Annotated in this window: 27 protein-coding genes and 1 riboswitch; of the genes, 26 read left to right on the plus strand and 1 reads right to left on the minus strand. The window is 65.0% G+C overall.

The features are described from left to right. Positions 1 to 361: 361 nt before the first annotated feature. On the minus strand, positions 362 to 973 hold the full coding sequence (locus tag AC1DKY_RS14720) for a CPBP family intramembrane glutamic endopeptidase (RefSeq protein ID WP_441603151.1): 612 nt from the start codon (positions 971 to 973) through the stop codon (positions 362 to 364). A 168-nt stretch (positions 974 to 1141) separates the two neighbouring features. Further along, a riboswitch (cobalamin riboswitch) is annotated at positions 1142 to 1381 on the plus strand. A gap of 30 nt (positions 1382 to 1411) precedes the next feature. Here AC1DKY_RS14720 and btuB point away from each other — a divergent pair. The 26 genes from btuB to pal all read left to right on the plus strand — a co-directional run bounded on the left by btuB (position 1412) and on the right by pal (position 26033). Then, positions 1412 to 3361: a TonB-dependent vitamin B12 receptor gene (gene btuB / locus AC1DKY_RS14725; RefSeq protein WP_441603150.1), complete on the plus strand. Its 1950-nt coding sequence runs from the start codon at positions 1412 to 1414 to the stop codon at positions 3359 to 3361. Between the two features lie 64 nt (positions 3362 to 3425). Next, positions 3426 to 4004 (plus strand): hypothetical protein, encoded by a 579-nt coding sequence (locus tag AC1DKY_RS14730; protein WP_441603149.1) that lies wholly within the window; start codon positions 3426 to 3428, stop codon positions 4002 to 4004. 2 nt (positions 4005 to 4006) lie between these two features. Beyond that, on the plus strand, positions 4007 to 4627 hold the full coding sequence (gene cobO / locus AC1DKY_RS14735) for a cob(I)yrinic acid a,c-diamide adenosyltransferase (protein WP_441603148.1): 621 nt from the start codon (positions 4007 to 4009) through the stop codon (positions 4625 to 4627). Between the two features lie 46 nt (positions 4628 to 4673). Beyond that, entirely contained in the window at positions 4674 to 5972 is a 1299-nt protein-coding gene (locus AC1DKY_RS14740) for a cobyrinic acid a,c-diamide synthase CobB (RefSeq protein ID WP_441603147.1), read from the plus strand. 14 nt (positions 5973 to 5986) lie between these two features. After that, complete coding sequence (gene cbiB, locus AC1DKY_RS14745; protein WP_441603163.1) at positions 5987 to 6898, plus strand: adenosylcobinamide-phosphate synthase CbiB; 912 nt, start codon at positions 5987 to 5989, stop codon at positions 6896 to 6898. Beyond that, complete coding sequence (gene cobD, locus AC1DKY_RS14750; protein ID WP_441603146.1) at positions 6891 to 7889, plus strand: threonine-phosphate decarboxylase CobD; 999 nt, start codon at positions 6891 to 6893, stop codon at positions 7887 to 7889. Before cbiB ends, cobD begins: the two co-directional genes overlap by 8 nt. After that, on the plus strand, positions 7886 to 9370 hold the full coding sequence (locus tag AC1DKY_RS14755) for a cobyric acid synthase (RefSeq protein ID WP_441603145.1): 1485 nt from the start codon (positions 7886 to 7888) through the stop codon (positions 9368 to 9370). Before cobD ends, AC1DKY_RS14755 begins: the two co-directional genes overlap by 4 nt. Continuing rightward, complete coding sequence (gene cobU, locus AC1DKY_RS14760) at positions 9358 to 9879, plus strand: bifunctional adenosylcobinamide kinase/adenosylcobinamide-phosphate guanylyltransferase (protein ID WP_441603144.1); 522 nt, start codon at positions 9358 to 9360, stop codon at positions 9877 to 9879. The genes AC1DKY_RS14755 and cobU overlap by 13 nt, the downstream gene beginning before the upstream one ends. Next, the gene (gene cobT, locus AC1DKY_RS14765; RefSeq protein ID WP_441603143.1) at positions 9876 to 10922 is read left to right on the plus strand and encodes a nicotinate-nucleotide--dimethylbenzimidazole phosphoribosyltransferase; all 1047 of its coding nucleotides are present in this window, start codon (positions 9876 to 9878) and stop codon (positions 10920 to 10922) included. The genes cobU and cobT overlap by 4 nt, the downstream gene beginning before the upstream one ends. Next, on the plus strand, positions 10919 to 11497 hold the full coding sequence (locus AC1DKY_RS14770) for a histidine phosphatase family protein (RefSeq protein WP_441603142.1): 579 nt from the start codon (positions 10919 to 10921) through the stop codon (positions 11495 to 11497). Before cobT ends, AC1DKY_RS14770 begins: the two co-directional genes overlap by 4 nt. Further along, the gene (locus AC1DKY_RS14775) at positions 11494 to 12213 is read left to right on the plus strand and encodes an adenosylcobinamide-GDP ribazoletransferase (protein WP_441603162.1); all 720 of its coding nucleotides are present in this window, start codon (positions 11494 to 11496) and stop codon (positions 12211 to 12213) included. Before AC1DKY_RS14770 ends, AC1DKY_RS14775 begins: the two co-directional genes overlap by 4 nt. Positions 12214 to 12335: 122 nt before the next feature. Further along, complete coding sequence (locus tag AC1DKY_RS14780) at positions 12336 to 12623, plus strand: FmdB family zinc ribbon protein (protein WP_441603141.1); 288 nt, start codon at positions 12336 to 12338, stop codon at positions 12621 to 12623. Between the two features lie 148 nt (positions 12624 to 12771). Then, positions 12772 to 13326 (plus strand): DUF3011 domain-containing protein, encoded by a 555-nt coding sequence (locus tag AC1DKY_RS14785; protein ID WP_477179625.1) that lies wholly within the window; start codon positions 12772 to 12774, stop codon positions 13324 to 13326. Positions 13327 to 13457: 131 nt separating this feature from the next. Then, a complete protein-coding gene (gene aspS / locus AC1DKY_RS14790) occupies positions 13458 to 15227 on the plus strand; it encodes an aspartate--tRNA ligase (RefSeq protein WP_441603140.1) in 1770 nt (589 codons plus the stop codon). Positions 15228 to 15462: 235 nt separating this feature from the next. Continuing rightward, positions 15463 to 16098: an esterase/lipase family protein gene (locus tag AC1DKY_RS14795; protein ID WP_121882450.1), complete on the plus strand. Its 636-nt coding sequence runs from the start codon at positions 15463 to 15465 to the stop codon at positions 16096 to 16098. 102 nt (positions 16099 to 16200) lie between these two features. Then, entirely contained in the window at positions 16201 to 16935 is a 735-nt protein-coding gene (locus AC1DKY_RS14800) for a YebC/PmpR family DNA-binding transcriptional regulator (protein ID WP_441603139.1), read from the plus strand. Positions 16936 to 16975: 40 nt separating this feature from the next. Continuing rightward, positions 16976 to 17494, plus strand: a complete 519-nt coding sequence (gene ruvC, locus AC1DKY_RS14805) for a crossover junction endodeoxyribonuclease RuvC (RefSeq protein ID WP_441603138.1) — start codon at positions 16976 to 16978, stop codon at positions 17492 to 17494. Continuing rightward, positions 17491 to 18090 (plus strand): Holliday junction branch migration protein RuvA, encoded by a 600-nt coding sequence (gene ruvA, locus AC1DKY_RS14810; RefSeq protein WP_441603137.1) that lies wholly within the window; start codon positions 17491 to 17493, stop codon positions 18088 to 18090. Before ruvC ends, ruvA begins: the two co-directional genes overlap by 4 nt. 27 nt (positions 18091 to 18117) lie before the next feature. Further along, positions 18118 to 19995, plus strand: a complete 1878-nt coding sequence (locus AC1DKY_RS14815) for a potassium transporter Kup (RefSeq protein WP_441603161.1) — start codon at positions 18118 to 18120, stop codon at positions 19993 to 19995. Between the two features lie 97 nt (positions 19996 to 20092). Next, positions 20093 to 21142, plus strand: a complete 1050-nt coding sequence (ruvB, locus tag AC1DKY_RS14820; RefSeq protein ID WP_441603136.1) for a Holliday junction branch migration DNA helicase RuvB — start codon at positions 20093 to 20095, stop codon at positions 21140 to 21142. After that, positions 21135 to 21563: a tol-pal system-associated acyl-CoA thioesterase gene (ybgC, locus tag AC1DKY_RS14825; protein ID WP_441603135.1), complete on the plus strand. Its 429-nt coding sequence runs from the start codon at positions 21135 to 21137 to the stop codon at positions 21561 to 21563. Before ruvB ends, ybgC begins: the two co-directional genes overlap by 8 nt. A gap of 33 nt (positions 21564 to 21596) precedes the next feature. Beyond that, positions 21597 to 22283 (plus strand): protein TolQ, encoded by a 687-nt coding sequence (gene tolQ, locus AC1DKY_RS14830; RefSeq protein WP_121882443.1) that lies wholly within the window; start codon positions 21597 to 21599, stop codon positions 22281 to 22283. Between the two features lie 281 nt (positions 22284 to 22564). Continuing rightward, positions 22565 to 23002, plus strand: a complete 438-nt coding sequence (gene tolR, locus AC1DKY_RS14835; protein WP_046971050.1) for a protein TolR — start codon at positions 22565 to 22567, stop codon at positions 23000 to 23002. Next, positions 22999 to 23943 (plus strand): cell envelope integrity protein TolA, encoded by a 945-nt coding sequence (gene tolA / locus AC1DKY_RS14840; protein WP_441603134.1) that lies wholly within the window; start codon positions 22999 to 23001, stop codon positions 23941 to 23943. Before tolR ends, tolA begins: the two co-directional genes overlap by 4 nt. 8 nt (positions 23944 to 23951) lie before the next feature. Continuing rightward, positions 23952 to 25277 (plus strand): Tol-Pal system beta propeller repeat protein TolB, encoded by a 1326-nt coding sequence (gene tolB, locus AC1DKY_RS14845; protein WP_441603133.1) that lies wholly within the window; start codon positions 23952 to 23954, stop codon positions 25275 to 25277. 249 nt (positions 25278 to 25526) lie between these two features. Continuing rightward, on the plus strand, positions 25527 to 26033 hold the full coding sequence (pal, locus tag AC1DKY_RS14850; protein WP_441603132.1) for a peptidoglycan-associated lipoprotein Pal: 507 nt from the start codon (positions 25527 to 25529) through the stop codon (positions 26031 to 26033). Positions 26034 to 26074 lie beyond the last annotated feature (41 nt).

Genomic DNA, 26074 nt, shown 5'->3' on the forward strand with positions numbered 1-26074 from the left:
TGCGCTCCCACAGACAAGAAGGCGCGGCAAGGAAAAGGCGGGACGATCAAAGCCGATGCGCAGCGAGACCCCGCTTTAAGTCCTCAGCGATTCGGGCGCGTTGCGCAGCGCTTTGAGGTACCCCCTGTGTACCCTCGGAGGTTGTCCCACAACCACGCGCCTCGAGCGTTCGGGCTTATCCCAGCACGATGCTGCGGGCGTTATCAGGCCATTCTCTTTGGGTTACTTTTCTCTTGGGCCAGCAAGAGAAAAGTGACTCGAGCGGCGGCAGCCGTTCGAAACGCCCGCCGCGTAGGCGACCCGATCGCGGAAGCGCAGCAATCGAAAGCCGGCAAAACGGAATGAACTCCATCCCGTTGAATCAGCCAGCGGACCCCGAAGCTTGGGCTACCGCATACCGCACGCTGTAAAGCCCTGCAATATCGATCAATATGTGGACCAATATGGCGGCGATCAGCCCGATGTACTGAAAGATGACGCCAAGGAAGATACTGCTGGCAAACAAGCTGATCGCCTGGGTCAATGTCGTCCGCGTGAGTGCCTTCATCTGGTACGCACGCACATGTGCCGCCACAAATATCAGTGAGGTGAGGACCATTCCGAGCACTGGCTGGAGTGCGGCGCGAAATAGCAGTTCCTCGCCAATTCCTGCAGCAAAACTCAGCAAGATTGGATTCCAACCGCCCAGGTCGAGGCGGCTGTAACTGGTCACAACGGATTTGGTAGAGCTATTGGACCTTTGCAGACTGTAAGCAATCCACGCCATCGACGCCGAGGAAGCACCTATCGCAAGACCGAAACCAACTTGAAGTGCCATCGATTGCCCGGCAGTGAAGATGGTCCAGATCGAGCTACGTCGCATGTACAAAAGGGCAAGCGCCAGCGTCGACATCACGACGCAGACAAGAACCTGCCTGGTGAGTCCTATTTTGGGATGAGCAACCTTGGGTAGCTCAAGCGGCTCCAGTGTCATATGACGCTCCTCTCATGTCTGCTCGGCACTTCCATGTGCCTCGTGAGGCCATTGGACACGTTTGTCGCGATGCAAGATCGATCTTCTCGATCTTACCTAGGACCGCATGCAGTCCTGCTGCCACTCTTGTGCGGCCACGCCGTCCAAAAGGGCCGTCCTTTTCTCTGCTACCATGCGCCCACCTGAGGTGACCCCCAGCCAGTCGGTTGGGAGTTGAAACGGGAATCCGGTGCGGCGCTGATGCGCCTATTCCGGAGCTGCCCCCGCAACGGTAGGCAGGCGCGATCCAGATGGGGATCGACGGAGCGACATCGAGCCACTGTGCCAAGCGCATGGGAAGGCGTCGTTCCGGAAGACATTGCGTCTTCGCCCGCGAGCCCGGAGACCGGCCTTGAGGTACGACCAGACAGGCGGTGGGCCGTGTCATGGATGTCGTGCATGCGCACGGCCGCCACGCTCCTCCTGCCTGTCTATTTCCCATGCGTTCCGCGCGGGCAGGCGCGGTTGAGGAGCAGTACTTTGACTACCCGACTTTCCATGATCCGTCGCGCCGCACTGGCGACGGCACTTTCGACCATCGTCTTCCCGGCGTTCGCCGACGACACGACCAACCTCGACGGCGTGGTGGTGACCGCCACGCGTACCGAGCAGACGCAGAACCAGACGCTGTCCGCGGTGACGGTGATCGACCGCGCCGATATCGAACGCCTGCAGCCGTCTTCGCTGGCGGACCTGCTGCGCGGCACGCCGGGCATGCAGATTGCCAACAATGGCGGTCCTGGCAAGGCGACCAGCGCCTTCCTGCGTGGCACCGAAGCCGACCACGTGCTGGTGATGATCGACGGCGTCAAGATCGGCTCGGCCACGCTGGGCACGGCGGCGTTGCAGGATATTCCGGTCGACCAGATCGAGCGCATCGAAATCGTGCGCGGCCCGTTCTCCAGCCTGTACGGCTCCGAAGCGATCGGCGGCGTGATCCAGATCTTCACGCGTCGTCCGGAAGGCGCCTTCGTGCCGTCCTTCAGCCTGGGCGTCGGCAGCTATAGCCATCTGAATGGCTCGGCCGGTTTTGCCGGCAAGAGCGGCGACGGCTGGTACTCGCTGGAGGCCTCTCACGATCAGACGCATGGCATCAATTCCTGCCGCGTGGGTGCCGCCGAAGTGGGCGCGGCCTGCTTTGCCGATCAGCCGGACAAGGATGGCTACCGCAACAATGCGCTGACCCTGCAAGGCGGCTACAAGTTCGACGAACAGTGGGACGCCGATGTGCGCCTGTTCCGCAGCGAAGGCCACAACTACTACGACGGCACGTACACCGACTCCGACAAGAGCGCCACGCAAGTGGTGGGCGGCAGCGTGCACTATCGTCCGGCGTCCAATGTGAAGCTCACGCTCAGCCTCGGCACCAGCGGCGATTTCAGCAAGGACTTCTACCAGGGTGTGTACGTCGATCGTTTCGACACGCATCGCGACCTGGGTTCGTTCCAGGCGGATATCGGCTTCTGGGGCGGCCTGCTGACGACCGGCTTCGACTGGCAGCGCGATCACGTGGACAGCACGGCCGGTTACATGAATGCATTTACGGGCGAGCCGGTGAACAGCCGCATCGACCGCGGCGGCTTCGTGCAGTGGCAGCAGACCTTCGGCAGCCAGTCGGTGCAGGCCAGCGTGCGTCACGACGACAACAGCCAGTTCGGCAGCAAGAACACCGGCAGCCTGTTGTGGGGCTGGGACTTCACCCAAACCCTGCGCCTCACCGCGAGCTATGGCACCGCGTTCAAGGCGCCGACCTTCAACGATTTGTACTACCCGTTCTACGGCGACCCGAATCTCAAGCCGGAACGTTCGAGGAACTTCGAACTCGGCCTGCGCGGCAGCTACGACTGGGGCTACTGGTCGTTGAACGCGTTCCGCAACAACGTGACCGACCTGATCACCTACGACGCCGCCACCCAGGCGCCGGGCAATGTGGACCAGGCGCGCATCCGTGGTGCGGAAGGCGTGGTGAGCGGGCACGTGCTGGGCTGGCTGGTGACGGGCACGGCCACCTGGCTGGATCCGCGCGACGAGTCGACCGCGTACGAAGGCAACCTGCTGCCGCGCCGTGCGCGCCAGACCGGCAATATCGATCTGGACCGCAGCTTCGGCGACTTCAGCGTGGGTGGCACGTGGTTCGTCTCGGGCCGTCGCTACGATGATCTGGCCAACCAGCATCCGCTGGGCGGCTACGCCATCACCAACCTGCGCGTAGCCTATGCCATCTCGCGCGATTTCAAGCTGCAGCTGGCATTGAACAACGCCTTCGGCAAGGACTATGAAACCGCCTGGTACTTCAACCAGCCAGGTCGCAACTACATGTTGACCCTGCGTTATCAGCCCGCGCAGTAATCCATGACGCCGGGGCCCGCGAAGGCCCCGGCGTTTTTCCATGCATTCGACCAGGAGTCGTTTCGTGAAAGCTCTTTCCGGTTCCCGTTTCAACGCGCTGTGGCTGGTACTGGTCGCGGTGATGATCGCTACCCGCTTCAAGCATTTCGGCGACACGCTGCATCTGCCTGATGCTTCGATGGCGTTGTTCTTTCTTGGTGGTCTCTATCTGCGCCGCCATTGGACCTTCGTGGTGATGGTGCTGCTTGCGGTGGCGCTGGACTGGATTTCAATCAGCTACGCGGGCGTGAGCGCCTTCTGCGTGACGCTGGCGTACTCGTTTTTGCCCTTGGCTTACGCAGTGCTCTGGTACGCCGGACGCTGGTATGCGCCGCGCGTGAATCAGGGCGCGTTGTCGCTGCTCGGAGCATTCGGCGTGGCCGTGTTGGCGGCCGTGGCTTCGTTCGCCATCTCCAATGGCTCGTTCTATTGGCTGGGCGGCCGTTATGCGCAGCCGCACATGAGCGAATACCTGGCGCGCCTGTGGCAGTGGGGGCCGCTGTTCGTGCGCACCACCCTGGGCTACGTCGCGGCAGCCCTGGTGCTGCATGCTGTGATCGTGCGCGCGGCATCGTCTTCTACGGCACACCAGAAGGGAGCCTGAGCATGAGCGACACGCCCGAAACGCCGAATGCCGAAGAACGCCACCGCGAGCGCATGCAGCGCAAGAAGGAGCTGGTCGATCGCAAGATCGCCCGCGCCACCATCGAGCGCGGCGTGCTGGTGGTGAATACCGGTAACGGCAAGGGCAAGAGCTCCTCGGGCTTCGGCATGCTGGCGCGTTCGCTCGGCCATGGTTTTCGCTGCGGCGTGGTGCAGTTCATCAAGGGCAGTTTCTCCACCGGCGAGGAAGCGTTCTTCCGCCGCTTTCCCGATGAGCTCGATTACCACGTGATGGGCGAAGGCTATACGTGGGAGACGCAGGACAAGGCGCGCGATATCCAGGCGGCGCAAGCGGCCTGGCAGGTGGCGGCCAATATGCTGGTGGATGAGTCGCTCGACTTCGTACTGCTGGACGAACTCAATATCGCCCTGGTCAAGGGCTATATCGACCTGGACATCGTGTGCGCCGCGCTGAAGGCGCGCCCGCCACGCCAGCACGTGGTGATCACCGGGCGCGGCGCGCCGGATGGCCTGGTGGAACTGGCCGATACGGTGACGGAAATGCGCCTGGTGAAGCACGCCTTCCAGGCAGGCATCAAGGCGCAGCAGGGCATCGAGCTCTGACGCGACGGTTCGGCGTGGCAAGCGGCACCAACGACGGAGTTCACCGATGACTGACCAGATCGCCTCCTGTCCTGCCTTGCTGGTATCGGCGCCTGCGTCGGGGCAGGGCAAGACTTCGGTGACGGCGGCGCTGGCGCGCTGGCATGCCCGGCAGGGCAGGCGCGTGCGCGTCTTCAAGACGGGTCCGGATTTTCTCGACCCCATGGTGCTGGAGCGCGCCAGTGGCGCGCCGGTCTACCAGCTCGATCTTTGGATGAACGGCGAGGACGACGTACGCGCGCGCTTGCATGAAGCGGCTGGCGAGGCGGATCTCATCCTGGTCGAAGGCGTGATGGGCTTGTTCGACGGCGGCCAGTCGAGTGCGGACCTCGCCCAGCGTTTCGGTTTGCCGGTGTTGGCCGTGATCGACGGTTCGGCGATGGCGCAGACCTTTGGTGCCCTGGCGCTGGGACTGGCGAGTTATCGCGACGGCCTGCGCGTGCATGGTGTCGCCGCCAATCGCGTGGGCAGTGCGTATCACGCGCAGCTGCTTGCCGGCAGTGTGCCGTCCCCTCTGCAGTGGTTGGGTGCCTTGCCGCGCGATGCGGCGCTGGCCCTGCCCGAGCGGCATCTGGGTCTGGTGGCCGCTGGCGAGCTGGGCGATATCGACGCGCGCCTGGATGCACTGGCCGACGCATGGGGCACCCATGCCAATGCCGAACTTCCGCCGCCGGTGACGTTTCCCGCAGCGTCACACGCGCCGGTGCCCAAGCAATTGCAGGGTTGCCGCATCGCGATTGCCCGCGACGCGGCGTTCTGTTTTCTCTATCCGGCCAATCTCGATCTGCTGCGCGAAGCGGGCGCCGACTTGCGCTACTTCTCGCCGCTGGCCGGTGACGCGCTGCCCGAATGCGATGCGGTATGGCTGCCTGGCGGCTATCCCGAACTGCACTTGCATGCGCTATCCGATAGCGACACGTTGCGCAGCGCCTTGCACGATCATGTGAATGCCGGTCGCCCGCTGCTGGCCGAATGCGGCGGCATGCTTTACGCGCTGGATTCCCTGGCGGGCACCGATGGCGCGGCGTTTCCGATGGCGGGCCTGCTGCGCGGTCAGGCGACGATGCAGACGCGACTGGGGGGGCTAGGCATGCAATCCGTTGCCTTGCCCGAAGGCGAGTTGCGCGGTCACACCTTTCACTACGCGCTAGCCGAAATCGACGAGGCGCCCTTGGCGATGGCCAGCAACCCGGATGGCGGTCCGAGCCGGGAAGGCGTGTTTCGCCGCGAACGATTCACGGCGAGCTTCATGCACCTTTATTTTCCGTCGAACCCGACGGCGGCCGTGGCCTTGTTCCGGCCATGACCACCGCCCTGGACATGCTGCTCGCGGTGCTGCTGGATGCGTGGCTGGGCGAACCGCGGCAGATGCACCCGCTGGTGTCGTTTGGACGTCTGGCCGCCTGGGCCGAATCGCGATGGCACGCGGATCGTCGTGCGTCAGGTGTGCTGGCCTGGTGCGTGGTGGTGCTGCCGCTGGTGGCGTTGGCCTGGTTGCTTGGCACGTGGCTCGGGCATGCAGCGTCCTGGTTACGGCTGCTCCTCGATGTGCTCGTGCTTTACCTGGCCATTGGTTTGCGCAGCCTGGGCGATCACGCGATGCCGGTGGCTCGCGCACTCGCCGCCGGCGACATTCTTGGCGCACGCACGGCGGTAGGCCGCATGGTCAGTCGCGACACGGTTGCACTGGATGACGCCCAGGTCGCCGCGGCCGCGACGGAATCGGTGCTGGAAAATGGCAACGATGCCGTGTTCGGCGCGCTGTTCTGGTTCCTCGTGCTGGGTGCGCCGGGCGCGGTGCTGTATCGACTGGCCAACACGCTGGATGCGATGTGGGGCTATCGCACGGAGCGCTACGAGCGCTTCGGCTGGGCGGCGGCGCGGATCGATGATGTGCTCAATTTTCTGCCGGCACGCCTGACTGCCATGAGTTACCTGTTGCTGGGCGACGCGGCGCGGGCGTGGCGCTGCTGGCGCGTACAGGCGCCGCAATGGGACAGCCCGAACGCCGGACCAGTGATGGCGTCCGGTGCGGGCGCGCTGGGTGTATGCCTCGGCGGAGCGGCGCCTTATGACGGCGTGTGGGAGCCGCGCCCGGTGCTGGGCGAGGGCGATGCACCGGATGGTCAATCGATCGTGCGCGCGCTGCAATTGGTGCGTCGCTGCGTGGTGCTCTGGCTGCTGGTGATCATGCTGCTGGGCATCGTGAGCTGGGGAGCCGGCCATGCTTGAACACGGCGGACGCCTGTTGCGAGCAGCCCGCGACTACGGCATTGCGCCGGATGCGTGGCTGGACTTGTCCACCGGCATCAGTCCTTATGCCTGGCCGGTGCCCGTCCTGCCGGCATCGGTCTGGCAGCGATTGCCCGAAGACGACGATGGCCTCGTCGGTGCCGCATGCGAGTACTACGGTGCGTCGCAGCTGTTGCCCGTGGCCGGATCGCAGGCCGCCATCCAGATGCTGCCCAGTCTGCGGCAAGCCTCGGGCGTGGGAGTGATTGCGCCTGGCTACAACGAACACGCGCATGCCTGGCGCCGCGCGGGTCATGCGGTGGAAACGCAGTCGGCATCGAGCTTGCTGGCCGATCCATCGCGCTACGACGTGATCGTCCTGATCCATCCCAACAACCCCGGCGGCGAGCGCTTCGAGCGTGACGTCTTGCTGGCATGTCATGCCGCGCTGGCCTCGCGTGGCGGTTGGTTGATCGTCGACGAGGCCTTCATGGATGTCACGCCAGAGCAAAGCCTGTGCAGCGAAGCGTACCGCGACGGGCTGATCGTGCTGCGCTCTGCCGGAAAGTTCTTTGGCCTGGCCGGAGCGCGCGCGGGTTTTGTGGCTGCGCATCCTGCGTTGCTTGAAACACTGGGCGATCGATTGGGCCCGTGGACGTTGAGCGGGCCGACGCGTCATGTACTCGGGCTGGCCCTTGCTGATCGCGCATGGCAGGCCACGGCGCGCTCCTGGCTGCAGGATATGAGCGCCGGTCTGGCGGCCGTGCTGCTGCGTCATGGCATGGCAGCCACGGCAGGGTGCGCGTTCTTCCAGTGGTGGCGGCACGCAGGCGCAGAAGCAGTGCATATAGCGCTGGCCAGGCAAGGCATCCTGACCCGGCTGTTCGAGACGCCCGCAAGTCTGCGTTTTGGCCTGCCCCCTGATGAGGTTGCGCTACGGCGACTCGACGATGCGCTGGGCGCGCTGGACTTGAAGGAGAGGCGGCGATGAGCGCTGGCGTGCTGATGGTGCAAGGCTGCACCTCCGATGCGGGCAAGAGCACCTTGGTCACGGGCTTGTGTCGCTGGTTGCGCCGACGCGGCATCGCCGTGGCGCCGTTCAAACCGCAGAACATGGCCTTGAATTCCGCGGTGACGATCGATGGCGGCGAAATCGGCCGCGCCCAGGCCGTGCAGGCGCAGGCGTCTGGCCTGGAGCCGCATACCGATTTCAATCCGGTCCTGCTCAAGCCCAATAGCGATATTGGCGCTCAGGTGATCGTGCACGGGCATCCGGTGGCCAATATGGATGCACGCCACTACCACGACTACAAGCGCATCGCGATGGATGCCGTGCTCGCCTCTCATCGCCGCCTGGCCGATCGCTACGACGCGGTGATCGTGGAAGGCGCGGGCAGCCCCGCGGAAATCAACCTGCGCGATCGCGACATCGCCAACATGGGTTACGCGGAGGCGGTCGACTGCCCGGTGATCCTCATTGCCGATATCGACCGCGGCGGCGTGTTCGCGCATCTCGTGGGTACGTTGGCGCTACTGTCGGACAGCGAGCGTGCACGCATCGCCGGCTTCGTCATCAATCGCTTTCGCGGCGACATGGCGTTGCTCCAGTCCGGCTTGGATTGGCTGGAACGCGAAACCGGCAAGCCGGTGTTGGGCGTGCTGCCCTATCTGCACGGCCTGCACCTGGAGGCCGAAGACGCCTTGCCGCGCGACGCAGTCCAAAAGAGGGATGCGCGCCTGCGCGTGCTGGTGCCGGCCTTGCCGCGCATCAGCAACCACACCGACTTCGATGCCTTGCTCGCCCACCCGGACGTCGAGCTTCGTTTCGTGGGTCCCGACGAGGCGCATCCGCCGGCCGACCTGATCGTCCTGCCCGGTTCCAAATCCACCCGCGTCGACCTGGCCTGGCTGCGCGCCCAGGGCTGGAACGAAACCATCACGCGCCATCTACGCTACGGCGGGAAAGTGATCGGCATCTGCGGCGGCTTCCAGATGCTGGGGCGCTTCGTGCATGATCCACAGGGCATCGAGAGCGAGCCGGGCTCGAGCGCTGGACTGGGCTGGTTGCAGATGGAGACCACGCTTCAATCGCGCAAGCAATTGCGCCGCGTGGAGGGGAAACTGGTCCTGGGAGACGCGCGGGTGAGCGGCTATGAAATCCACTGCGGCGTCAGTCGTGGTGCAGCGTTGGAGCAGCCGGCGAGTGTGCTCGCCTCAGGCGAGCCGGACGGTGCGCTGTCGCCTGATGGTCAGATCTTCGGCACCTACCTCCACGGCCTGTTCGATGAGCCGCAGGCGCTTTCGGCCCTGCTCGCCTGGGCAGGCCTGCGCCATGCCGCCCCGCTGGACCTGCGTGCGTTGCGCGAGGCGAGCATCGACCGCGTGGCAGATGCCGTGGAAGCACACCTCGATACGCCGGCGCTGCTGCGTCTGCTGCAACCGGTGAAGGAGTCCACGCCATGCGCACCCTGATCCTGGGCGGCGCCCGCTCCGGCAAGAGCGCACTGGCCGAACGTCTTGCTGCCGAGTCGGGGCACGAGGTGGTCTATATCGCCACGGCGCAGGCGCGCGATGAGGAAATGGCCGCGCGCATCGCGCATCACCGGGCGCAGCGTCCGTCCCACTGGCTCAGCGTGGAAGAACCGCTGGCATTGGCCGCGGCCCTGGACGCGCATGCGCGCCCTGGCCGCTGCGTGCTGGTCGACTGCCTCACGCTGTGGCTCAGCAACCTGCTTGGCGCACCCGACGATGCACGCCTCGCGCAGGAGCGCGACGCCTTGCTACAGCTGCTGCCCTCGTTGAAGGGACAGCTGCTGCTGGTCAGCAACGAAGTGGGCCTGGGCGTAGTGCCCATGGGTGAACTCACGCGACGTTTTGTAGATGAAGCCGGACGCTTGCACCAAGCCCTTGCCGCGCAGTGCGAGCGGGTGGTGTTTGTCGCTGCCGGATTGCCCATGCCTCTCAAAGGAAGTCTTACATGAGCCAAGACTGGCTGACCGAACCCTGCTTCGCGATCGACGAAGCGAGCCGCGAACGCGCATTGGAACACCAGGCGCAGTTGACCAAGCCGCCGGGTTCGCTAGGCACACTGGAAACACTGGCCGTGCGTCTGGCCGGCATGCAGCACACGGTGATGCCATCGGTGCAGTCGGTATGGATCAGCATTTTTGCGGGTGACCACGGTGTGGCCGCGGAAGGCGTTTCAGCGTTTCCACAAGTGGTGACAGGCGAGATGGTCCGCAACTTCGCCAATGGCGGCGCTGCGATCAGCGTGCTCGCACGCAGCCTGGGCGCCATGCTCGAAGTGGTGAACCTGGGCACGGTGAACGATCCCGGCGAACTGCCCAACGTGCGCCACGCCATCATTGCGCCGCAGACCAGGAATTTCTGCGAGCAGCCTGCGATGAGTGCGGTGCAACTGGAGCTGGCGCTGCGTGCCGGTGCCGATAGCGCAGAGGCAGCACGGCAGGCAGGCGCAAAACTTTTTATCGGCGGCGAGATGGGCATCGCCAACACCACCTCGGCAGCGGCGCTGGCCTGCGGCTTGCTGCGCGAGTCGCCCAGTGCGCTCGCCGGCGCCGGCACCGGTCTGGATGCCGCGGGCATCCAGCACAAGGCCACGGTGATCGAGCGTGCGCTGGCGCTCTATCCCGCCGATGACGACGCGCTGGCCTGGCTCGGTCGGGTGGGCGGCTTCGAGATCGCCGCGTTGTGCGGCGCGTATATCGGCGCGGCGCAGCGCGGCATCCCGGTGCTGGTCGATGGCTTCATCACCACGGCCGCGGCCCTGGCAGCCGTGCGCATCAATCCGTCCTGCCGTGAGTGGATGTTCTTCGCGCACCGTTCGCGCGAGCGCGGGCACGCGCGCCTGCTTTCGGTGCTCGAAGCCGATCCGTTGCTGGACCTTGGCCTGCGCCTGGGCGAGGGCAGCGGTGCTGCCGCGGCCGTGCCGCTGATGCGCCTGGCCTGCGATCTGCACGCGCGCATGGCCACTTTCGCGCAGGCGGGGGTGAGCAACGCATGATCGGCAAGCACACCGGCATCGATCTGTTGCGCCATGGCGATACCGGGCAGCGCAGCTATCGCGGCCAACTCGACGACGCGCTCAGTCCGCTGGGCTGGAGTCAGTTGCGTGCGGCTATTTTCGGACGCAGCTGGGATGCCATCGTCACGTCGCCGCTGCGTCGTTGCGCGGAGTTCGCGCAGGATCTGGCCTGTGCACGCCGCGTGCCGATGCGGGTCGATCCGCGTCTGGCCGAATATCACTTCGGCGATTGGCAGGGCGTACCCATCGAGACGCTGGCCCAGCAACAGGGCGATGCGCTGGCGCGCTTCTGGGCTGATCCCGTCGCGCATCCGCCGCCGGGCGGCGAGTCGTTCGCGGCCTTTCGCGATCGTCTTTGCTCGGCCTTGAACGAAGTCGCCGAAGCGGCGGAGACCCAGCGCGTGCTGGTGGTGACCCATGGCGGCGCGATCCGCCTGCTGCGTTGCGAGGCGGAAGCGCGCGACTTCGGCGAGATGGCGAACATCGACGTGCCGCACGCATCGCTGCATGTGTTGCCGTGGGTACCGCCCACGAGTAAGCAAGACCAGTCCTGATGCGAGGACTGTTCGCCGCCATCGGTTTTCTCACGCGCCTGCCGCTGCCGGCGCGTGCGTTCGACGGCGCCTCGTCGCCCTCGGCACAGCTGGCCTGGTATCCCGCCGTGGGTTTGCTGCTTGGCGCACTGCTGTGGTGCCTGGGTTGGTTGTTGTCCGGCGCGTCGCCCTTGCTTGCGGCAGCGCTATTGCTGGTCGCGTGGGTGGCGCTCACGGGCGCACTGCACCTGGACGGCCTGGCCGACAGCGCGGACGCCTGGGTGGGCGGCCTGGGCGATCGCGAGCGCACGCTGACCATCATGAAGGACCCGCGCAGCGGCCCGATCGGCGTTACCGCGATCGTGCTGGTCTTGCTGTTGAAGTTCGCAGCGCTGGCCAGCGTGCCGCAGCCGTCGGCCATGTTGTGGGTGGCCCCCTTGTTGGGGCGCGCGGTGCTCACCGCGGCGTTCATGACGACGCCCTACGTGCGCAGCGGCGGCCTGGGCAGCGGCCTGGTGGGTGAGTCGCGCACGATATGCGCCGTGGCCCTGCTGCTCGCCGCCATCGTTACGCTGTTGGCCGGCTGGCAGGGGCTGTGGGCCATCCTGGTGGCCGCCTTGGTGTTTGTCTGGTGGCGATGGACCTGCATGCGCCGGCTGGGCGGCATGACCGGCGATACCTGCGGTGCGCTGACCGAATTCACGGAGGCGGCCGTACTGGTGGCGCTGGCGCTCTAGCGGTTTGCCTTGTCAGCACCTACAAATCGTTGAATTCCCGCCGTTCGCCTCGATAATGGACAGTTGTCGTCGTATGCGCCGGTGCGTGATCCCGGCACGGCGATCGATCCTTCGGAGTGTCCATGCCTATCTACGAATTTGAATGCGCCAGCTGCGGCCACCGTTTTGACCGCCTGCAAAAGATCGCCGATCCCGATCCGTCGGTGTGCCCGGCTTGCGACGTGGCCGAAGTGAAGCGACGCCTGAGTGCCCCGGGTTTCCGCCTGGCCGGCAGTGGCTGGTACGAGACCGACTTCAAGAAGGACGGCGACAAGAAGCGCAACCTGGCCGGCGACAGCGCCGCGCCTGCGGCCAGTGCGCCGAGCCCGCCCGCGCCCTCCAGCTCATCGAGCTCCTCCAGCGACAGCTGAGCGAGCCGCATGGCTGAACGCCGGATAGCCGGCCGGCAGGTTTCTGCGAACAGTCGCAAGATATTCAATTCCGGTTGAAGATATTCCCACTAGCGTGACTAGCCGTCACAGAGGAGTGGGATTGATGTTCCGGATACGAACAGGCTTGATGGGTGTAGCGGCAGGTCTCATGGCAGGCCTGCTGTGGGTGGCGGCGCCGGCCGTGCATGCGCAGGGTCGCGACCAGGTGCGTTGCGGCAGCGACGATGGCCGCTTCACGCGTTGCCAGGTGCCGTGGCGCGACGCCGAAATGATCCGCCAGGAATCGAACAGCCCGTGCATCCGCGGGCGGACCTGGGGCGTCGATCGCGGGGGCCTGTGGGTGGATCAGGGCTGCCGCGCCCAGTTCGTCGAAATGGGCGGTGGCGGTTACCGCCCGCCGGGTGGTGGTGGCTATTACCCGCCGCCGGGCTATCGGCCGCCGGACAACGGCGGCTGGCGCCCGGGTCCCGACTGGGATCGCGAAATCCGCCTGCAGTGCGAAAGCAACGACAAGCAGTACCACTTCTGCCAGGTGGACGTGGGTGGCCGTGGCAATGCCGTGCTGCTGCGCCAGCTGTCCGGTTCGCCCTGCGAGCAGGGCTACAGCTGGGGCTGGAACCGTGCCGGCGTGTGGGTTTCCAAGGGCTGCCGCGGCCTGTTCTCGGTGAATCGCCGCTGGTAATGGGCTGAAACGTGGGCGCAGGCGCGGTTTTCCAACCCCGCCTGCTGCCCGCCGCCGGGCGGGTCGGTGTTAACATTCCGGGTCTTCTTGTCCACGCATCACGCCGCCCAGCGGCCCGGAGTTCCAAGCGCATGCGCACGCATTTTTGCGGCCTCATCGATGAGGCACTGGTCGGTCAGACCGTTTCCCTGTGTGGCTGGGTCAACACCCTGCGCCTGCAGAGCCACGTGGCTTTCGTCGACCTGCGCGATCACGAGGGCCTGGCCCAGGTAGTGATCGAGCGTGACAACGCCGCCGCGTTTGCCGTGGCCAACGAAATCGGCAACGAATATTGCCTGCGCGTCACCGGCACCATCCGCAAGCGCCTGTCGGTGAACGACAAGCTGCGCACCGGCACGGTGGAACTGGTGGCTGACCAGGTCGAGATCCTCAACGCCGCGAAGGACCTGCCGTTCGCGATGCACGAGAATCCCAACGAGGAGATGCGCCTGACGTATCGCTACCTCGACCTGCGCCGCCCTGACATGCAGCAGATGATGCGCCGTCGCATCAAGCTGGTGCAGTCGCTGCGCCGGTATCTGGATGCGGCGGGTTTCCAGGACATCGAAACGCCGATCCTGACCAAGGCCACGCCCGAAGGCGCGCGCGATTACCTGGTGCCCAGCCGCGTGCATCCGGGCCAGTTCTACGCGCTGCCGCAGTCGCCGCAGCTGTTCAAGCAGATCCTGATGATGGCCGGTTTCGACCGCTACTATCAGATTGCCCGCTGCTTCCGCGACGAAGACCTGCGCGCCGATCGCCAGCCGGAATTCACCCAGCTCGACCTTGAGTTCGCCTTCGTCGAAGAGAAGGACGTGCAGGATTTCGTGGAGGAGTTGATCCGCCACGTGTTCAAGGAAGTGGTCAACGTCGAGCTCGACGCGTCGTTCCCGCGCATGACATGGGCCGAAGCCATGCGTCGCTTCGGTTCGGACAAGCCGGACCTGCGCATCGCGCTCGAGCTGGTCGACATCGCCGACGCGGTGAAGCATGTGGAATTCAAGGTGTTCGCCGAGCCGGCCAATGCCGACAACGGTCGCGTGGCCGCGCTGCGCGTGCCGGGCGGCGCCACCTTCACCCGCAAGGAAATCGACCAGCTCACCGAATACGTGGCCAAGTACGGCGCCAAGGGCCTGGCCTGGTTGCGCGTTGATGACTTGTCCAAGGGCCGCGACGGCATCAACTCGCCGGTGGCCAAGTTCCTTGACGATCAGGCGCTGCAAGGCGTGCTCAAGCTCACCGGCGCCGAATCGGGCGACATGCTGTTCTTCGGCGCGGGCACGTGGAAGGCCGTCACCGACTTCATGGGCGCGCTGCGCCTGAAGGTCGGCAAGGACCGCGGCCTGGTCGAAAACAGCTGGAAGCCGCTGTGGGTCACCGACTTCCCGATGTTCGAATACGATGAGGAAGAAAAGCGCTTCGTCGCCCTGCATCATCCGTTCACCGCGCCCAAGGTGGACGACATCGCCGAGCTGCGCGCCAATGCGTCCAACGCCGTGAGCCGCGGTTACGACATGGTGCTCAACGGCAACGAGATCGGCGGCGGTTCCATCCGTATCCATCGCCCGGACATGCAGAGCACGGTGTTCGACCTGCTCGGCATCACGCCGGAAGAGGCCGAGATGAAGTTCGGCTTCCTGCTCAAGGCGCTGAAATTCGGCGCGCCGCCGCACGGCGGCCTGGCCTTCGGCATCGACCGCATCGCCGCGTTGATGGCTGGCACCGAATCCATCCGCGACGTGATCGCCTTCCCCAAGACCACCAGCGCGCAGGATCTGATGACCGATGCGCCGTCGCTGGTGAGCGAGGCGCAGCTGAAGGAGCTGCATGTGAAGGTGGCTGCGGAAGCGAAGCCGGTCTGATTTTCCGCCGTCATTCCGGCGCAGGCCGGAATCCAGTAGCGAGCGTGCAGGGTTTTCGCGAAAACCATCCACTGAGTCTCTGGATTCCGGCCTGCGCCGGAATGACGAGCAAACCCCAGCGCGCACTGCGTCGCGACGCCGTCGCAACTTTCTGTGCACAATCGACTCTACACAATGACCGCGCTTCCAACGCGCGGCCATCTGCCCTGTCGTTGATGCATCACACCCTGGCGCCATGACCGATCACGTCATTCTTCTGCACGGCCTCTGGATGCGCGGTTTCGCGCTCTTGCTGCTGCATCGGCGCATGATGGAAGCGGGCTTTCGCGTTCATCGCTTCGACTATATGAGCGTGGCGGCTTCGCAGCCGCGCATTCTCAACAGCCTGCAGGCTCGCATCCATGAGCTGGGGCAGGACGCCCAACGGGTACATCTGGTCGGACACAGCCTGGGCGGTCTGCTGGCGCTGCGCGCCTGCGCCGAAGTCGCGTTGCCACCGGGGCGCGTGGTCTGCCTGGGGTCGCCGCTCAAGGGCAGCGCCGCCGCGCGTCGCTTCGCCGGCATGGGGCGCGGTGGCGAGGTCTTGCTCGGCCACAATCGCGAACTGCTGGAAAACGGCTTCGACCGCTGGCAGGGCGAGCGCGAAGTGGGTGTGATCGCCGGCAAGGTGTCGCTCGGCCTGGGCGCGATGATCGGGCAGTTCGAGGGCGATAACGACGGCTGTGTGACGCTGGAAGAGACGTTCCTCCCAGGCATTGCCGACCATTGCGCCATCGAGACCAACCATACGGGGCTGCTGTTTTCCCAGGAAGCCGCGCGCCAGGTCACCCAGTTCCTCCAGCAGGGTCGTTTCGATCGCGCCGAGGCCTGACAGGGCGCACTCCCAGGCGCTTTCGCGTGCCGCTTGCCCGTACTACGCCGCGAAGCGATAGAATTCGCGCCTCGTCCGTTCATCAGATTTGCAGGAAGTGCCATGGGTAGAGGCCCGTCCATCGAAGGTCGCAAGAATGCCGAAGACGCCAAGCGCGCCAAGGTGTTCACCAAGCTGATCCGCGAAATCACCGTGGCAACACGCGCCGGCATCGCCGATCCATCCGCCAACCCGCGCCTGCGCGCGGCGGTGGACAAGGCTTTGTCGGCCAATATGACCAAGGACACCATCGAGCGCGCGATCAAGCGCGGCTCGGGCGCCGACGGCGGCGCCGCGATGGAAGAGCTGCGCTATGAGGGCTATGGCCCGGCCGGCATCGCCCTGATCATCGACTGCTTCACCGACAACCCGACCCGCACCGTGGCCGACGTGCGCCACGCGCTGACCAAGCACGGCGGCAACCTGGGTACCACCGGCTCCGTGGCGTTCCAGTTTTCCCGCGTGGGCGAGCTGGTGTTTGCCACCGGCGGCAACGAGGCGGCCGAAGAGAAGGTGCTGGAAGCGGCCCTGGAAGCGGGTGCCGACGACGTGGTCAACGAGCATGGTGAAAGCACCGTGCTGTGCGCTCCGGAGAGTTTCGAAGCCGTGCAGCAGGCGCTGATCGCCTCGGGTCTGAGCGCGCAGCATGCCGGCGTGGGCATGCGCCCGAGCAATCGCGTCGCGGTGCCGGACGAAGCGCTCGAGACCCTGCTCGATCTGCTCGAGAAGCTCGACGCGCTCGACGACGTCAGCGAGGTTTCGCACAACGCGCTGCTGCCGGCCGAGGCTGCGAGCTAAGTTCGCGGGCCCTTCATCGGCCCGCGACGACTCTTCGCCCATGACCCGCATCATCGGCATCGACCCGGGCAGTCAGCGCACCGGCGTAGGCATCATCGATGTCGACGCCACAGGCAAGCTGACCCACGTCTTCCATGGCGCGCTGGCGGTGGCTGGCGAGGCCACCTTCCCGCTGCGCCTGAAACGCATATTTGACGAGCTGTGTGCCATCATCGCCGCCCATCGGCCGGACGAGTGCGGCGTGGAGCGCGTGTTCATGGCGCGCAACCCGGACTCGGCCTTGAAGCTGGGGCAGGCGAGGGGCGCCGCGATCTGCGCGGTGGTCAGCCAGGGGATCGCGGTGCACGAGTACGCGGCGACAGAAGTAAAGCAGTCCGTGGTCGGCAGCGGCCGCGGCGACAAGACCCAGGTGCAGCACATGATTGGCGTCCTGCTCGGACTCAAGGGCCCCCTGCAGGCTGACGCGGCAGACGCGCTCGCCATCGCAGTGACCCATGCACATACCCGTGCCAGCCTCGCGCGCGTGGGCATTCCCCGTACCGCCTGGAGGCGTCGATGATCGGTCGTTTGCGCGGCACCCTGGTGTCCAAGCAGCCGCCGTGGCTGATGGTGGAAGTGGGCGGCGTGGGCTACGAGCTCGAAGCGCCCATGTCCACCATCTACGACCTGCCGCAGACCGGCAAGGAAGTCACCCTGCTCACGCACTACGCGGTGAAGGAAGACAGCGTGGCGCTGTACGGATTCATGCACGAGTCCGAACGCACCCTGTTCCGCAACCTGCAGAAAGTCAGCGGCATCGGCGCGAAGATTGCGCTGGCCGTGCTGTCGGGCGTGTCCACCAACGACTTCGCGCGTCTCGTGCAGACGGGCGACGTGGTGGCGCTCACCAAGATTCCGGGCATCGGCAAGAAGACCGCCGAACGCATGGTGGTGGAGCTGCGCGACCGCGTGGACGGATTGGCCACCACGCTGCCGGGCTCGCATGCGGCGCCCAATGGCGCACCTTTGGACCCGACGGGCGAAGCCACCGTGGCCTTGCAGCAACTTGGCTACAAGCCGGCCGAAGTGACCCGCCTGGTGCAGAAGGTCGCCGCCGATGGCGACACGGCCGAAGCTATCATTCGCAAGGCGCTGCGCGCCGCACTAGGACATTGAGACGTGACCCCTGATTCCTCTCACGGCATGTCCGACGCGGACACCAAACGTCGGCTGGCTACGCTCGCGCTCGGCGCGATCGGCGTGGTCTATGGCGACATCGGCACGAGCCCCCTGTACACCTTGCAGACCACGCTCAGCCACGACGGCATGAAGCCGACGCCCGAGAGCATCTACGGCGTGCTGTCGCTGATCTTCTGGGCGCAGATCATCGTGGTCTCGCTCAAGTACGTCGTGTTCATCATGCGCGCGGACAACAAGGGCGAGGGCGGCATCATGGCGCTGCTCGCACTGGCGCTGCGCAGCGTGCGTGGCGATGCGCGCCAGCGTTGGCTGCTTGCCATCATTGGTATCTTTGGCGCGGCACTGTTCTATGGCGATGGCGTCATCACGCCCGCCATTTCGGTGTTGTCGGCGGTGGAAGGCGTGAAGGTGGCCGCACCTCATCTGGGCCACTGGGTGGTGCCGATCACCGCGGTCATCCTGTTCTTCCTGTTTGCGCTGCAACGTCATGGCACCGAACGCGTCGGCCGACTGTTCGGCCCGGTGATGGTGGTGTGGTTCATCGTCATTGCGCTGCTGGGCCTGCGCATGGTGGTGCAGAATCCGCAGGTGCTGCTGGCGATCAATCCGGTCTACGGCGTGAAGTTCTTCTTCAGCCACGGTATGCAGGCTTTCATCGCGCTTGGCGGCGTGGTGCTGGCGTTGACCGGCGCCGAAGCGCTGTACGCGGACATGGGCCATTTCGGCAAGCGTCCAATCCGCCTCGCCTGGTTCAGCTTCGTGCTGCCGGCCCTGGTGCTCAACTATTTTGGCCAGGGCGCTTTGCTGCTGAGTCATCCGGAAGCCATCGACAGCCCGTTCTTCAAGCTGACGCCGGAGCCGCTGCTGTATCCGATGATCGGCCTGGCCACCATCGCCACCGTGATCGCCTCGCAGGCGGTGATCTCCGGCGCGTTCTCGATGACGCGCGAAGCGATGTCGCTGGGCTATTCGATGCGCATGCCGGTGGTGCATACCTCGCGCGAGATGTCCGGCCAGATCTTCGTGCCGTGGGTGAACAACTTCCTGCTGATCATGGTGCTGATCGCGGTGCTTGGCTTCCGCAGCTCGGACAACCTGAGCGCGGCCTACGGCATCGCGGTGACCGGCACCATGACCATCACCAGCATCCTGGCGTTGATCGTGGCGCGCAGGCAGTGGCACTGGAGCCGCATCACGGTCATCGCAACCGGCGTGCTGTTGCTCACCATCGACTTGTCGTTCCTGGGCGCCAACCTGATCAAGGTCGAGTACGGCGGCTGGTTCCCGCTGGTGCTGGGCGTGGCGATCTTCATCGTGATGACCACCTGGCGTCGTGGCCGCGAGTTGGTGGTGCGCGAGATCAAGCAATCGGGCCTGGCGCTGGATCCGTTCATTGCGAACATCGCCGAGCATCCGCCGCTGCGCGTGCCGGGCACGGCCGTGTTCCTTACCGCCAACCAGAACGCCGTGCCGCACGCGCTGCTGCACAACCTCAAGCACAACAAGGTGCTGCACGAGCGCAACGTGCTGCTGACGGTGGAAATGCTGGAAACGCCAACAGCGGACCTGGGCGAGCGCATCGAAATCACCGAGCTCGGCGGCGATTTCTACGGACTGGCCTTGCGCTTCGGCTTTGCGGAAGATCCGAACATCCCCTATGCGCTGTCCAAGTGCTCCAAGAAGGGTCTGCCCTTCGACATGATGGACACGACTTTCTTCCTCTCGCGCGAAACCATCATCGCGGACGCCAAGCGTCCGGGCATGGCGTTGTGGCGCGACAAGCTGTTCGCCTTCATGGCGCGCAATGCGCTGCCGGCCACGGCGTTCTTCCAGATTCCGGGCAATCGTCTGATCGAACTGGGCGCCCAGGTCGAAATTTGAGGAAAAGGGCGCTTCGGCGCCCTTTTTCGTGGCGGGGATTGGCTTGGCGGGCTTTTTTTCAAGCCTGCGTCATCGTGCTCTGCCATAATTTCGCCCCATGACCGAACACCGCATCGTTACCGCTGCCGCCCAGATGGACGACGAGGCCCTCGAAGCCTCCATTCGCCCCAGGCGACTGACCGAATACCTGGGCCAGCAGACGGTGCGCGAGCAGCTGTCGATCTATATCGAGGCGGCCAAGAAGCGCGGCGGTGCGCTCGATCACGTGCTGATCTTCGGTCCGCCGGGCCTGGGCAAGACCACGCTCAGCCATGTGATCGCCAACGAGCTGGGCGTCAACCTGCGCTCCACCTCCGGTCCGGTGCTGGAGCGGGCAGGGGATCTGGCCGCGCTGCTGACCAACCTCGAGCCGCACGACGTGCTGTTCGTGGATGAGATCCATCGTCTCTCGCCGATCGTGGAGGAAGTGCTCTATCCGGCGATGGAAGATTTCCAGATCGACATCATGATCGGCGAAGGCCCTGCCGCCCGTTCGATCAAGCTCGACCTGCCGCCGTTCACCCTGATTGGCGCCACCACCCGCGCCGGCCTGCTCACGGCGCCGCTGCGCGACCGTTTCGGCATCGTGCAGCGTTTGGAGTTCTATACGCCCGACGAGCTCACCGCCATCGTGCGGCGCTCGGCGCGCATCATGGGCATTCCCTGCGAGCTGGAAGGCGCGCAGGAAATTGCACGTCGCTCGCGCGGCACGCCGCGTATCGCCAACCGCCTGCTGCGCCGCGTGCGCGACTACGCTGAAGTGCGCGCGGCAGGGCAGATCACCCGCGACGCCGCGCGTGCCGCCACCGACATGCTCAAGATCGACGCCGAGGGTTTCGACGAGCTCGACCGTCGCCTGCTGACCATCATCATCGAGAACTTCGATGGCGGCCCGGTGGGCGTGGAGTCGCTGGCGGCCGCACTCAGCGAAGATCGCGGCACGCTCGAGGACGTGGTCGAGCCCTATCTGATCCAGCAGGGTTACCTGGTGCGCACCGCGCGCGGCCGCATGGCCAGCGCCAAGGGCTGGCGCCATCTGGGCCTGACCCCGCCGCCCCGACCCTCGGTGCCCGCCGACCTCTTCACGGCCGACAACAGCGATGTCTGATACCAAGCTAGCCAGTGCGACCGGGCCCTTCGAATGGCCGGTGCGCGTCTATTGGGAAGATACCGACGCGGGCGGGGTGGTCTACCACGCCAGCTACCTGCGTTTCATGGAGCGTGCACGCAGCGAATGGCTGCGTGCCCTGGGCATCAACCAGTCCGTGGTGAAGGAAAGCACCGGCCTGGCCTTCCTGGTCCGCGAAATGCAGATCGACTTCCTGGGCGCGGCCCTGCTGGATGATGAACTGGCGGTAAGCGTCGAAGTCAAAGAACGGCGGGCAGCCAGTATCCTTTTCGCCCAGACGATCCGCCGGGCGGACGGCGCGGAGCTGATCCGCGCGAAGGTGCGCGTGGCGTGCGTCGATGTCCGCCGCATGCGTCCGGTGCAAATTCCGGCCGATCTTATCCCCGGCCTTTTCCCTTAAATAAAAGTACGTGTGCTGGAGGACCTTCGAGCAATGAACGGTGGAGTCAATATTTTCAAACTGGTCGCGGAAGCGAGCATCCTGGTCCAGTTCGTCATGCTGGCGCTGCTGGTGCTCTCCTTCCTCTCGTGGGTCATCATCATCCGCAAGGTGTCGCAGCTGAAGGCGGCGATGGAAGAGGCGGAGAGCTTCGAGGAGCGCTTCTGGTCCGGTGCCGACCTTGCCCAGCTGTTCCGCGAAGTAAGCAATCGCGGCGCCAGCAACGGCGGCCTGGAAAACGTGTTCGAGTCGGGCTTTCGCGAGTTCGTGCGCCAGCGCCAGCGCCGCGTGCATGACATGCGCGTGGTGATCGAAGGTTCCGAGCGCGCCATGCGCGTGGCCGGCACCCGTGAAATCAACCGCCTGGAGCGCAACCTCGAGTTCCTCGCCAACGTCGGCTCGATCAGCCCCTACGTCGGCCTGTTCGGAACCGTCATCGGCATCATGGGCGCCTTCCAGGGCCTGGGCGAAATGAAGGACGTCACCATCGCCGTGGTGGCTCCGCACATTTCCGAAGCGCTGATCGCCACCGCGATGGGCTTGTTCGCCGCGATCCCGGCGGTGTGGGCGTACAACCGCTTCGCCAACAAGGTTGAGCGTGTCGCCTCGCGCTATGAGGTGTTCCAGGAAGAATTCTCTTCGGTGCTGCAGCGTCAGATCCAGACTGACGAAGCGGCCTAACAGGAGAGGGAGCCTGACTATGGCCTTCGCATGGTCCGCGTTGAGCTTGGATAGCCCTGTGGGCGTAGCGCGTGGCGCTGCGCCTGACTGGCTGTCAGGTCAAGCCGCGCGCTACGCCCACAGGGCTATCCAAGCTCAACCCTGCGGGCCGGGTCTGTTTGCCCGCAATCCCGCGTCATCACTCAGTCGTGTATCGACATACACTCCTTCGTTCTTCCTTGGCTTGCGCGCAAACACCTCCCGGCGCGGGCCATGCGAAGGCCATAGTCAGGCTCCTAGTCATGCGTAGCTCTGCACGCCACAAGCGCCTCAAGCTGAAATCCGAGATCAACGTCGTTCCCTATATCGACGTGATGCTGGTGCTGTTGATCATCTTCATGGTCACCGCACCGATGATCAACAAGAACGTCGACATCAACCTGCCGCAGGCCAACGCCAAGTCGCTGCAGGACAAGAAGGATCCGGTGATCGTCGCGGTCGACCAGAACGGGCAGCTCTACCTCACCCTGGGTACCGAGAAGCGCCAGCCGATCGATGTGGACACCATGAAGGCCAAGGTCGGTGCGTTCGTCAAGGCGAACCCCGAGGTCAGCGTGCTCGTCGCGGGTGATCGCGACGGCAAGTACGACGGTGTCTATCAGGTGCTGGCCGACCTGCAACAGGCCGGCGTCGCCAAGGTCGGCCTGATGAGCGCACCGGAGTCGGGCAAGAAGAAATGAGGGAAGACACCCCCAAGGGCACGTCCAAGGCGGTTGTCCTTTCCGCCATCCTCCATCTGGGCATCGTGGGTTTCCTGATACTCGCGGTGGTGCCGTGCTCGTTCTACGAAAGCCTGTTCGAGACGCTGCACCTGCCGGCGAGCTGGAACCCGATCGCCTGCGCCAAGCCGATCCAGCTGCAGGGCGAAATCATCGAAGCCACCCTGGTGGGCCCCACCGGCGCGCCGCCGCCGAAGGCCGCCCAGGCCAAGCCGACGCCGCCGACCGTGCCGCCGCCGCCTTCGATCCCGCCGCCGCCTTCGGAAGAAACCCCGAAGATCAAGACCTTGCCGCCGCCGCCCGAGCATCCCGATACCAAGGATCAGGAGAAGGTGGTGGCCGATGCGGCAGAGAAGGCCGAAGACGCCAAGAAGGAACAGGAAGAGAAGCAGCGCCAGCGCGCGGCCGAATTGGACGCCCAGGCGGCCAAGCACAAGCTGGAAGAGCAGAAGAAGCTCGACGAGCTGTTCGCCAAGATGGACGCAGCCGACAAGTCGGTCAAACAGGCCCAGAGCAAGGCGAACCAGGCCAAGCAGCAGATGCAGGACCTGAAGAACGCCCAGGACAACGGCCTGGACAATGTGCCGGTGGCAGCCCAGCGCCAGACTGGCCAGAACGGCCCTGATGCCGGCCTGCTGGCGCAGTATTTGGCCGCGATTCAGAACGCGGTCACTCAGAATTGGCTTCGCCCGGATAACATGCCCAACACACCGTGCACGGTGCATATTGTGCAGTTGCCAGGAGGCGACGTGATGAGCGCCAAGGTCGACTCCAGTTGTCCTTACGACGAAGCCGGCAAGCGCTCCATCGAAAACGCGGTGCTGCGCGCGCAGCCGTTGCCCTACAAAGGCTTCGAAAGCGTGTTCCAGCGTCAAATCGATTTCACTTTCAGACCGCAGTGATGGACCCCATGCGCAAACTGACCTTCAGCTACTCCTTCGTTCTGCTCCTGGTAGCCGCCTTGTTCGCGGGTCCCGCAGCAGCCCAGCAGACCCAGTCGCTCAACGTCGACATCGTCGGCGGCACGGCGACGGCCACGCCGATCGCCGTGGTGCCGTTCGCCCAGGCGGGCGGGGCGCCGCTGCCGACCGACATCGCTGATGTCATCCGCAACGACTTCAACCGCTCCGGCAAATTCCGCTCGCTGGCCAAGAGCGAAATCGTGGAGACGCCGTCGAAGGGTGCGGACGTCAACTTCGCCACCTGGCGCCTGCTCAAGCAGGACTACCTGACCATCGGCCGCATCAGCGATGCCGGCGGCGGCATGATGCGCGTCGAGTACGAGCTGTGGGACGTCAACAAGCAGCAGAGCCTGCTGGCCCAGGCGTTCACCGCGCCGGCCGGTGACCTGCGTGGCGTCGCCCATCAGATCGCCGATGCCATCTACGAGAAGATCACCGGCGTGCGTGGCGCGTTCTGGACCCGCATCGCCTACATCACCGCGGTGGGTCTGGGTAACAACACCACCTACTCGCTGATCGTGGCCGATTCGGACGGCTATAACCCGCAGGTCGTGGCCCGCTCGCGCGAGTCGCTGCTGTCGCCGTCCTGGTCGCCGGATGGTCGCAAGATCGCCTACGTGTCGTTCGAGAGCGGCAACTCGGCGATCTATGTGCAGGACGTCACCACCGGTTCGCGTCAGCTGATCTCGGCCCGCGCCAAGGGCATCAATGGTGCGCCGGCCTGGTCGCCGGATGGCAGCAAGCTGGCCCTGGCGCTGTCCTATCAGGGCAACCCCGAGATCTACGTGATGGACGTGGGCTCCCGCGCGGAGACCCGCCTCACCAACAACCTGGCCATCGATACCGAGCCGCGCTGGACGCCGGATGGCCAGAGCATCATCTTCACCTCCGACCGCTCGGGCCGCCCGCAGCTTTACCAGATGTCGGCCGGTGGCGGCGGGGCTGAGCGCATCACCTTCCAGGGCCAGTTCAACGCCAACGCCTCGATCAGCTACGACGGCAAGCAGATCGCGATGGTGCAGGGCAACGGGAACGTGTATCGTATTGCCATCATGGACCGCAGTCTGGGTGGGCAGGTGCGCTTCATCTCGCCGGGTCCGATCGACGAAACACCGAGTTTCGCGCCAAACGCAAGCATGCTGCTGTATGCCGCCTCTGAAGGCCGCCGTGGTGTGCTGTATGCCGTGTCCGCCGACGGCCTTGTCCGTCAGCGACTGGTACTTGCAGATGGCGATGTGCGCGAGCCGGCTTGGGGTCCCTATCGTCAGCGATAAGCAGTTCATGCCGTGACGCGTAAGCGTCACGGCCATGTGATCCGGGCGTGAAGTCTTGGACGACACGGATGGATCAAACAGCTTGCCGGCCGTGGCAATCCGTCGCGGAAGGCGGGCCAGGCGGCGCGAGACAGCGCACCGCCGGCATCAAAATGGCAAAATAACAGCCGGTCCACCGGCGAAAACTGTCCCGTAACCGCAATCATTATTGACTGTCGGAACTCAAACCTGTTTGAAGGAACGTCCACCATGAATAAGACCGTTCGCGTCGCCCTGGTCGCCCTGCTCTGCGTTGGCGCGGCCGCATGCTCGAAGAAGCAGGAAGTCAAGCCGCAGCCGCAGCCGGAAGCGCCGATGACCACCCCGGCTCCGTCGACCGCTGGCAAGTACACCCCGGCCGATCTCGATACCGACGCCTGCCTCCGTCAGCGCGTTGTGTACTTCGATTTCGACAAGGACGAAATCAAGCCTGAGTTCCAGCAGATCATGGCTTGCCATGCCAAGTACCTGCAGGATCGCCCGATGGCGCAGATCCGCCTCGAGGGCAACACCGACGAGCGCGGCACGCGTGAGTACAACCTGGCCCTCGGCGAGCGTCGCGGCAATGCCGTGTCCAGCGCGCTGCAGTCCAACGGCGGCTCGGCCAGCCAGCTCAACGTGATCTCCTACGGCAAGGAAAAGCCGGTGTGCCGTGAGCACAACGAAGATTGCTGGAGCAAGAACCGTCGCGTCGAGATCGTCTACACGGCGAAGTAATGAAGAAGCGACTGGCTAACAGCTTTACAGCCAGGATGAGC

This window comes from Dyella sp. 01N448, from assembly GCF_056399225.1.

Excerpts from the sequence above, each read along its gene's own strand:
- AC1DKY_RS14720 (WP_441603151.1), bottom strand. The coding sequence starts at position 973 with ATGACACTGGAGCCGCTTGAGCTACCCAAGGTTGCTCATCCCAAAATA.
- btuB (WP_441603150.1), top strand. The coding sequence starts at position 1,412 with ATGCGCACGGCCGCCACGCTCCTCCTGCCTGTCTATTTCCCATGCGTT.
- cobO (WP_441603148.1), top strand. The coding sequence starts at position 4,007 with ATGAGCGACACGCCCGAAACGCCGAATGCCGAAGAACGCCACCGCGAG.
- AC1DKY_RS14740 (WP_441603147.1), top strand. The coding sequence starts at position 4,674 with ATGACTGACCAGATCGCCTCCTGTCCTGCCTTGCTGGTATCGGCGCCT.
- cbiB (WP_441603163.1), top strand. The coding sequence starts at position 5,987 with ATGCTGCTCGCGGTGCTGCTGGATGCGTGGCTGGGCGAACCGCGGCAG.
- cobD (WP_441603146.1), top strand. The coding sequence starts at position 6,891 with ATGCTTGAACACGGCGGACGCCTGTTGCGAGCAGCCCGCGACTACGGC.
- AC1DKY_RS14755 (WP_441603145.1), top strand. The coding sequence starts at position 7,886 with ATGAGCGCTGGCGTGCTGATGGTGCAAGGCTGCACCTCCGATGCGGGC.
- cobU (WP_441603144.1), top strand. The coding sequence starts at position 9,358 with ATGCGCACCCTGATCCTGGGCGGCGCCCGCTCCGGCAAGAGCGCACTG.
- cobT (WP_441603143.1), top strand. The coding sequence starts at position 9,876 with ATGAGCCAAGACTGGCTGACCGAACCCTGCTTCGCGATCGACGAAGCG.
- AC1DKY_RS14770 (WP_441603142.1), top strand. The coding sequence starts at position 10,919 with ATGATCGGCAAGCACACCGGCATCGATCTGTTGCGCCATGGCGATACC.
- AC1DKY_RS14780 (WP_441603141.1), top strand. The coding sequence starts at position 12,336 with ATGCCTATCTACGAATTTGAATGCGCCAGCTGCGGCCACCGTTTTGAC.
- AC1DKY_RS14785 (WP_477179625.1), top strand. The coding sequence starts at position 12,772 with ATGGGTGTAGCGGCAGGTCTCATGGCAGGCCTGCTGTGGGTGGCGGCG.
- aspS (WP_441603140.1), top strand. The coding sequence starts at position 13,458 with ATGCGCACGCATTTTTGCGGCCTCATCGATGAGGCACTGGTCGGTCAG.
- AC1DKY_RS14795 (WP_121882450.1), top strand. The coding sequence starts at position 15,463 with ATGACCGATCACGTCATTCTTCTGCACGGCCTCTGGATGCGCGGTTTC.
- AC1DKY_RS14800 (WP_441603139.1), top strand. The coding sequence starts at position 16,201 with ATGGGTAGAGGCCCGTCCATCGAAGGTCGCAAGAATGCCGAAGACGCC.
- ruvC (WP_441603138.1), top strand. The coding sequence starts at position 16,976 with ATGACCCGCATCATCGGCATCGACCCGGGCAGTCAGCGCACCGGCGTA.
- ruvA (WP_441603137.1), top strand. The coding sequence starts at position 17,491 with ATGATCGGTCGTTTGCGCGGCACCCTGGTGTCCAAGCAGCCGCCGTGG.
- AC1DKY_RS14815 (WP_441603161.1), top strand. The coding sequence starts at position 18,118 with ATGTCCGACGCGGACACCAAACGTCGGCTGGCTACGCTCGCGCTCGGC.
- ruvB (WP_441603136.1), top strand. The coding sequence starts at position 20,093 with ATGACCGAACACCGCATCGTTACCGCTGCCGCCCAGATGGACGACGAG.
- ybgC (WP_441603135.1), top strand. The coding sequence starts at position 21,135 with ATGTCTGATACCAAGCTAGCCAGTGCGACCGGGCCCTTCGAATGGCCG.
- tolQ (WP_121882443.1), top strand. The coding sequence starts at position 21,597 with ATGAACGGTGGAGTCAATATTTTCAAACTGGTCGCGGAAGCGAGCATC.
- tolR (WP_046971050.1), top strand. The coding sequence starts at position 22,565 with ATGCGTAGCTCTGCACGCCACAAGCGCCTCAAGCTGAAATCCGAGATC.
- tolA (WP_441603134.1), top strand. The coding sequence starts at position 22,999 with ATGAGGGAAGACACCCCCAAGGGCACGTCCAAGGCGGTTGTCCTTTCC.
- tolB (WP_441603133.1), top strand. The coding sequence starts at position 23,952 with ATGCGCAAACTGACCTTCAGCTACTCCTTCGTTCTGCTCCTGGTAGCC.
- pal (WP_441603132.1), top strand. The coding sequence starts at position 25,527 with ATGAATAAGACCGTTCGCGTCGCCCTGGTCGCCCTGCTCTGCGTTGGC.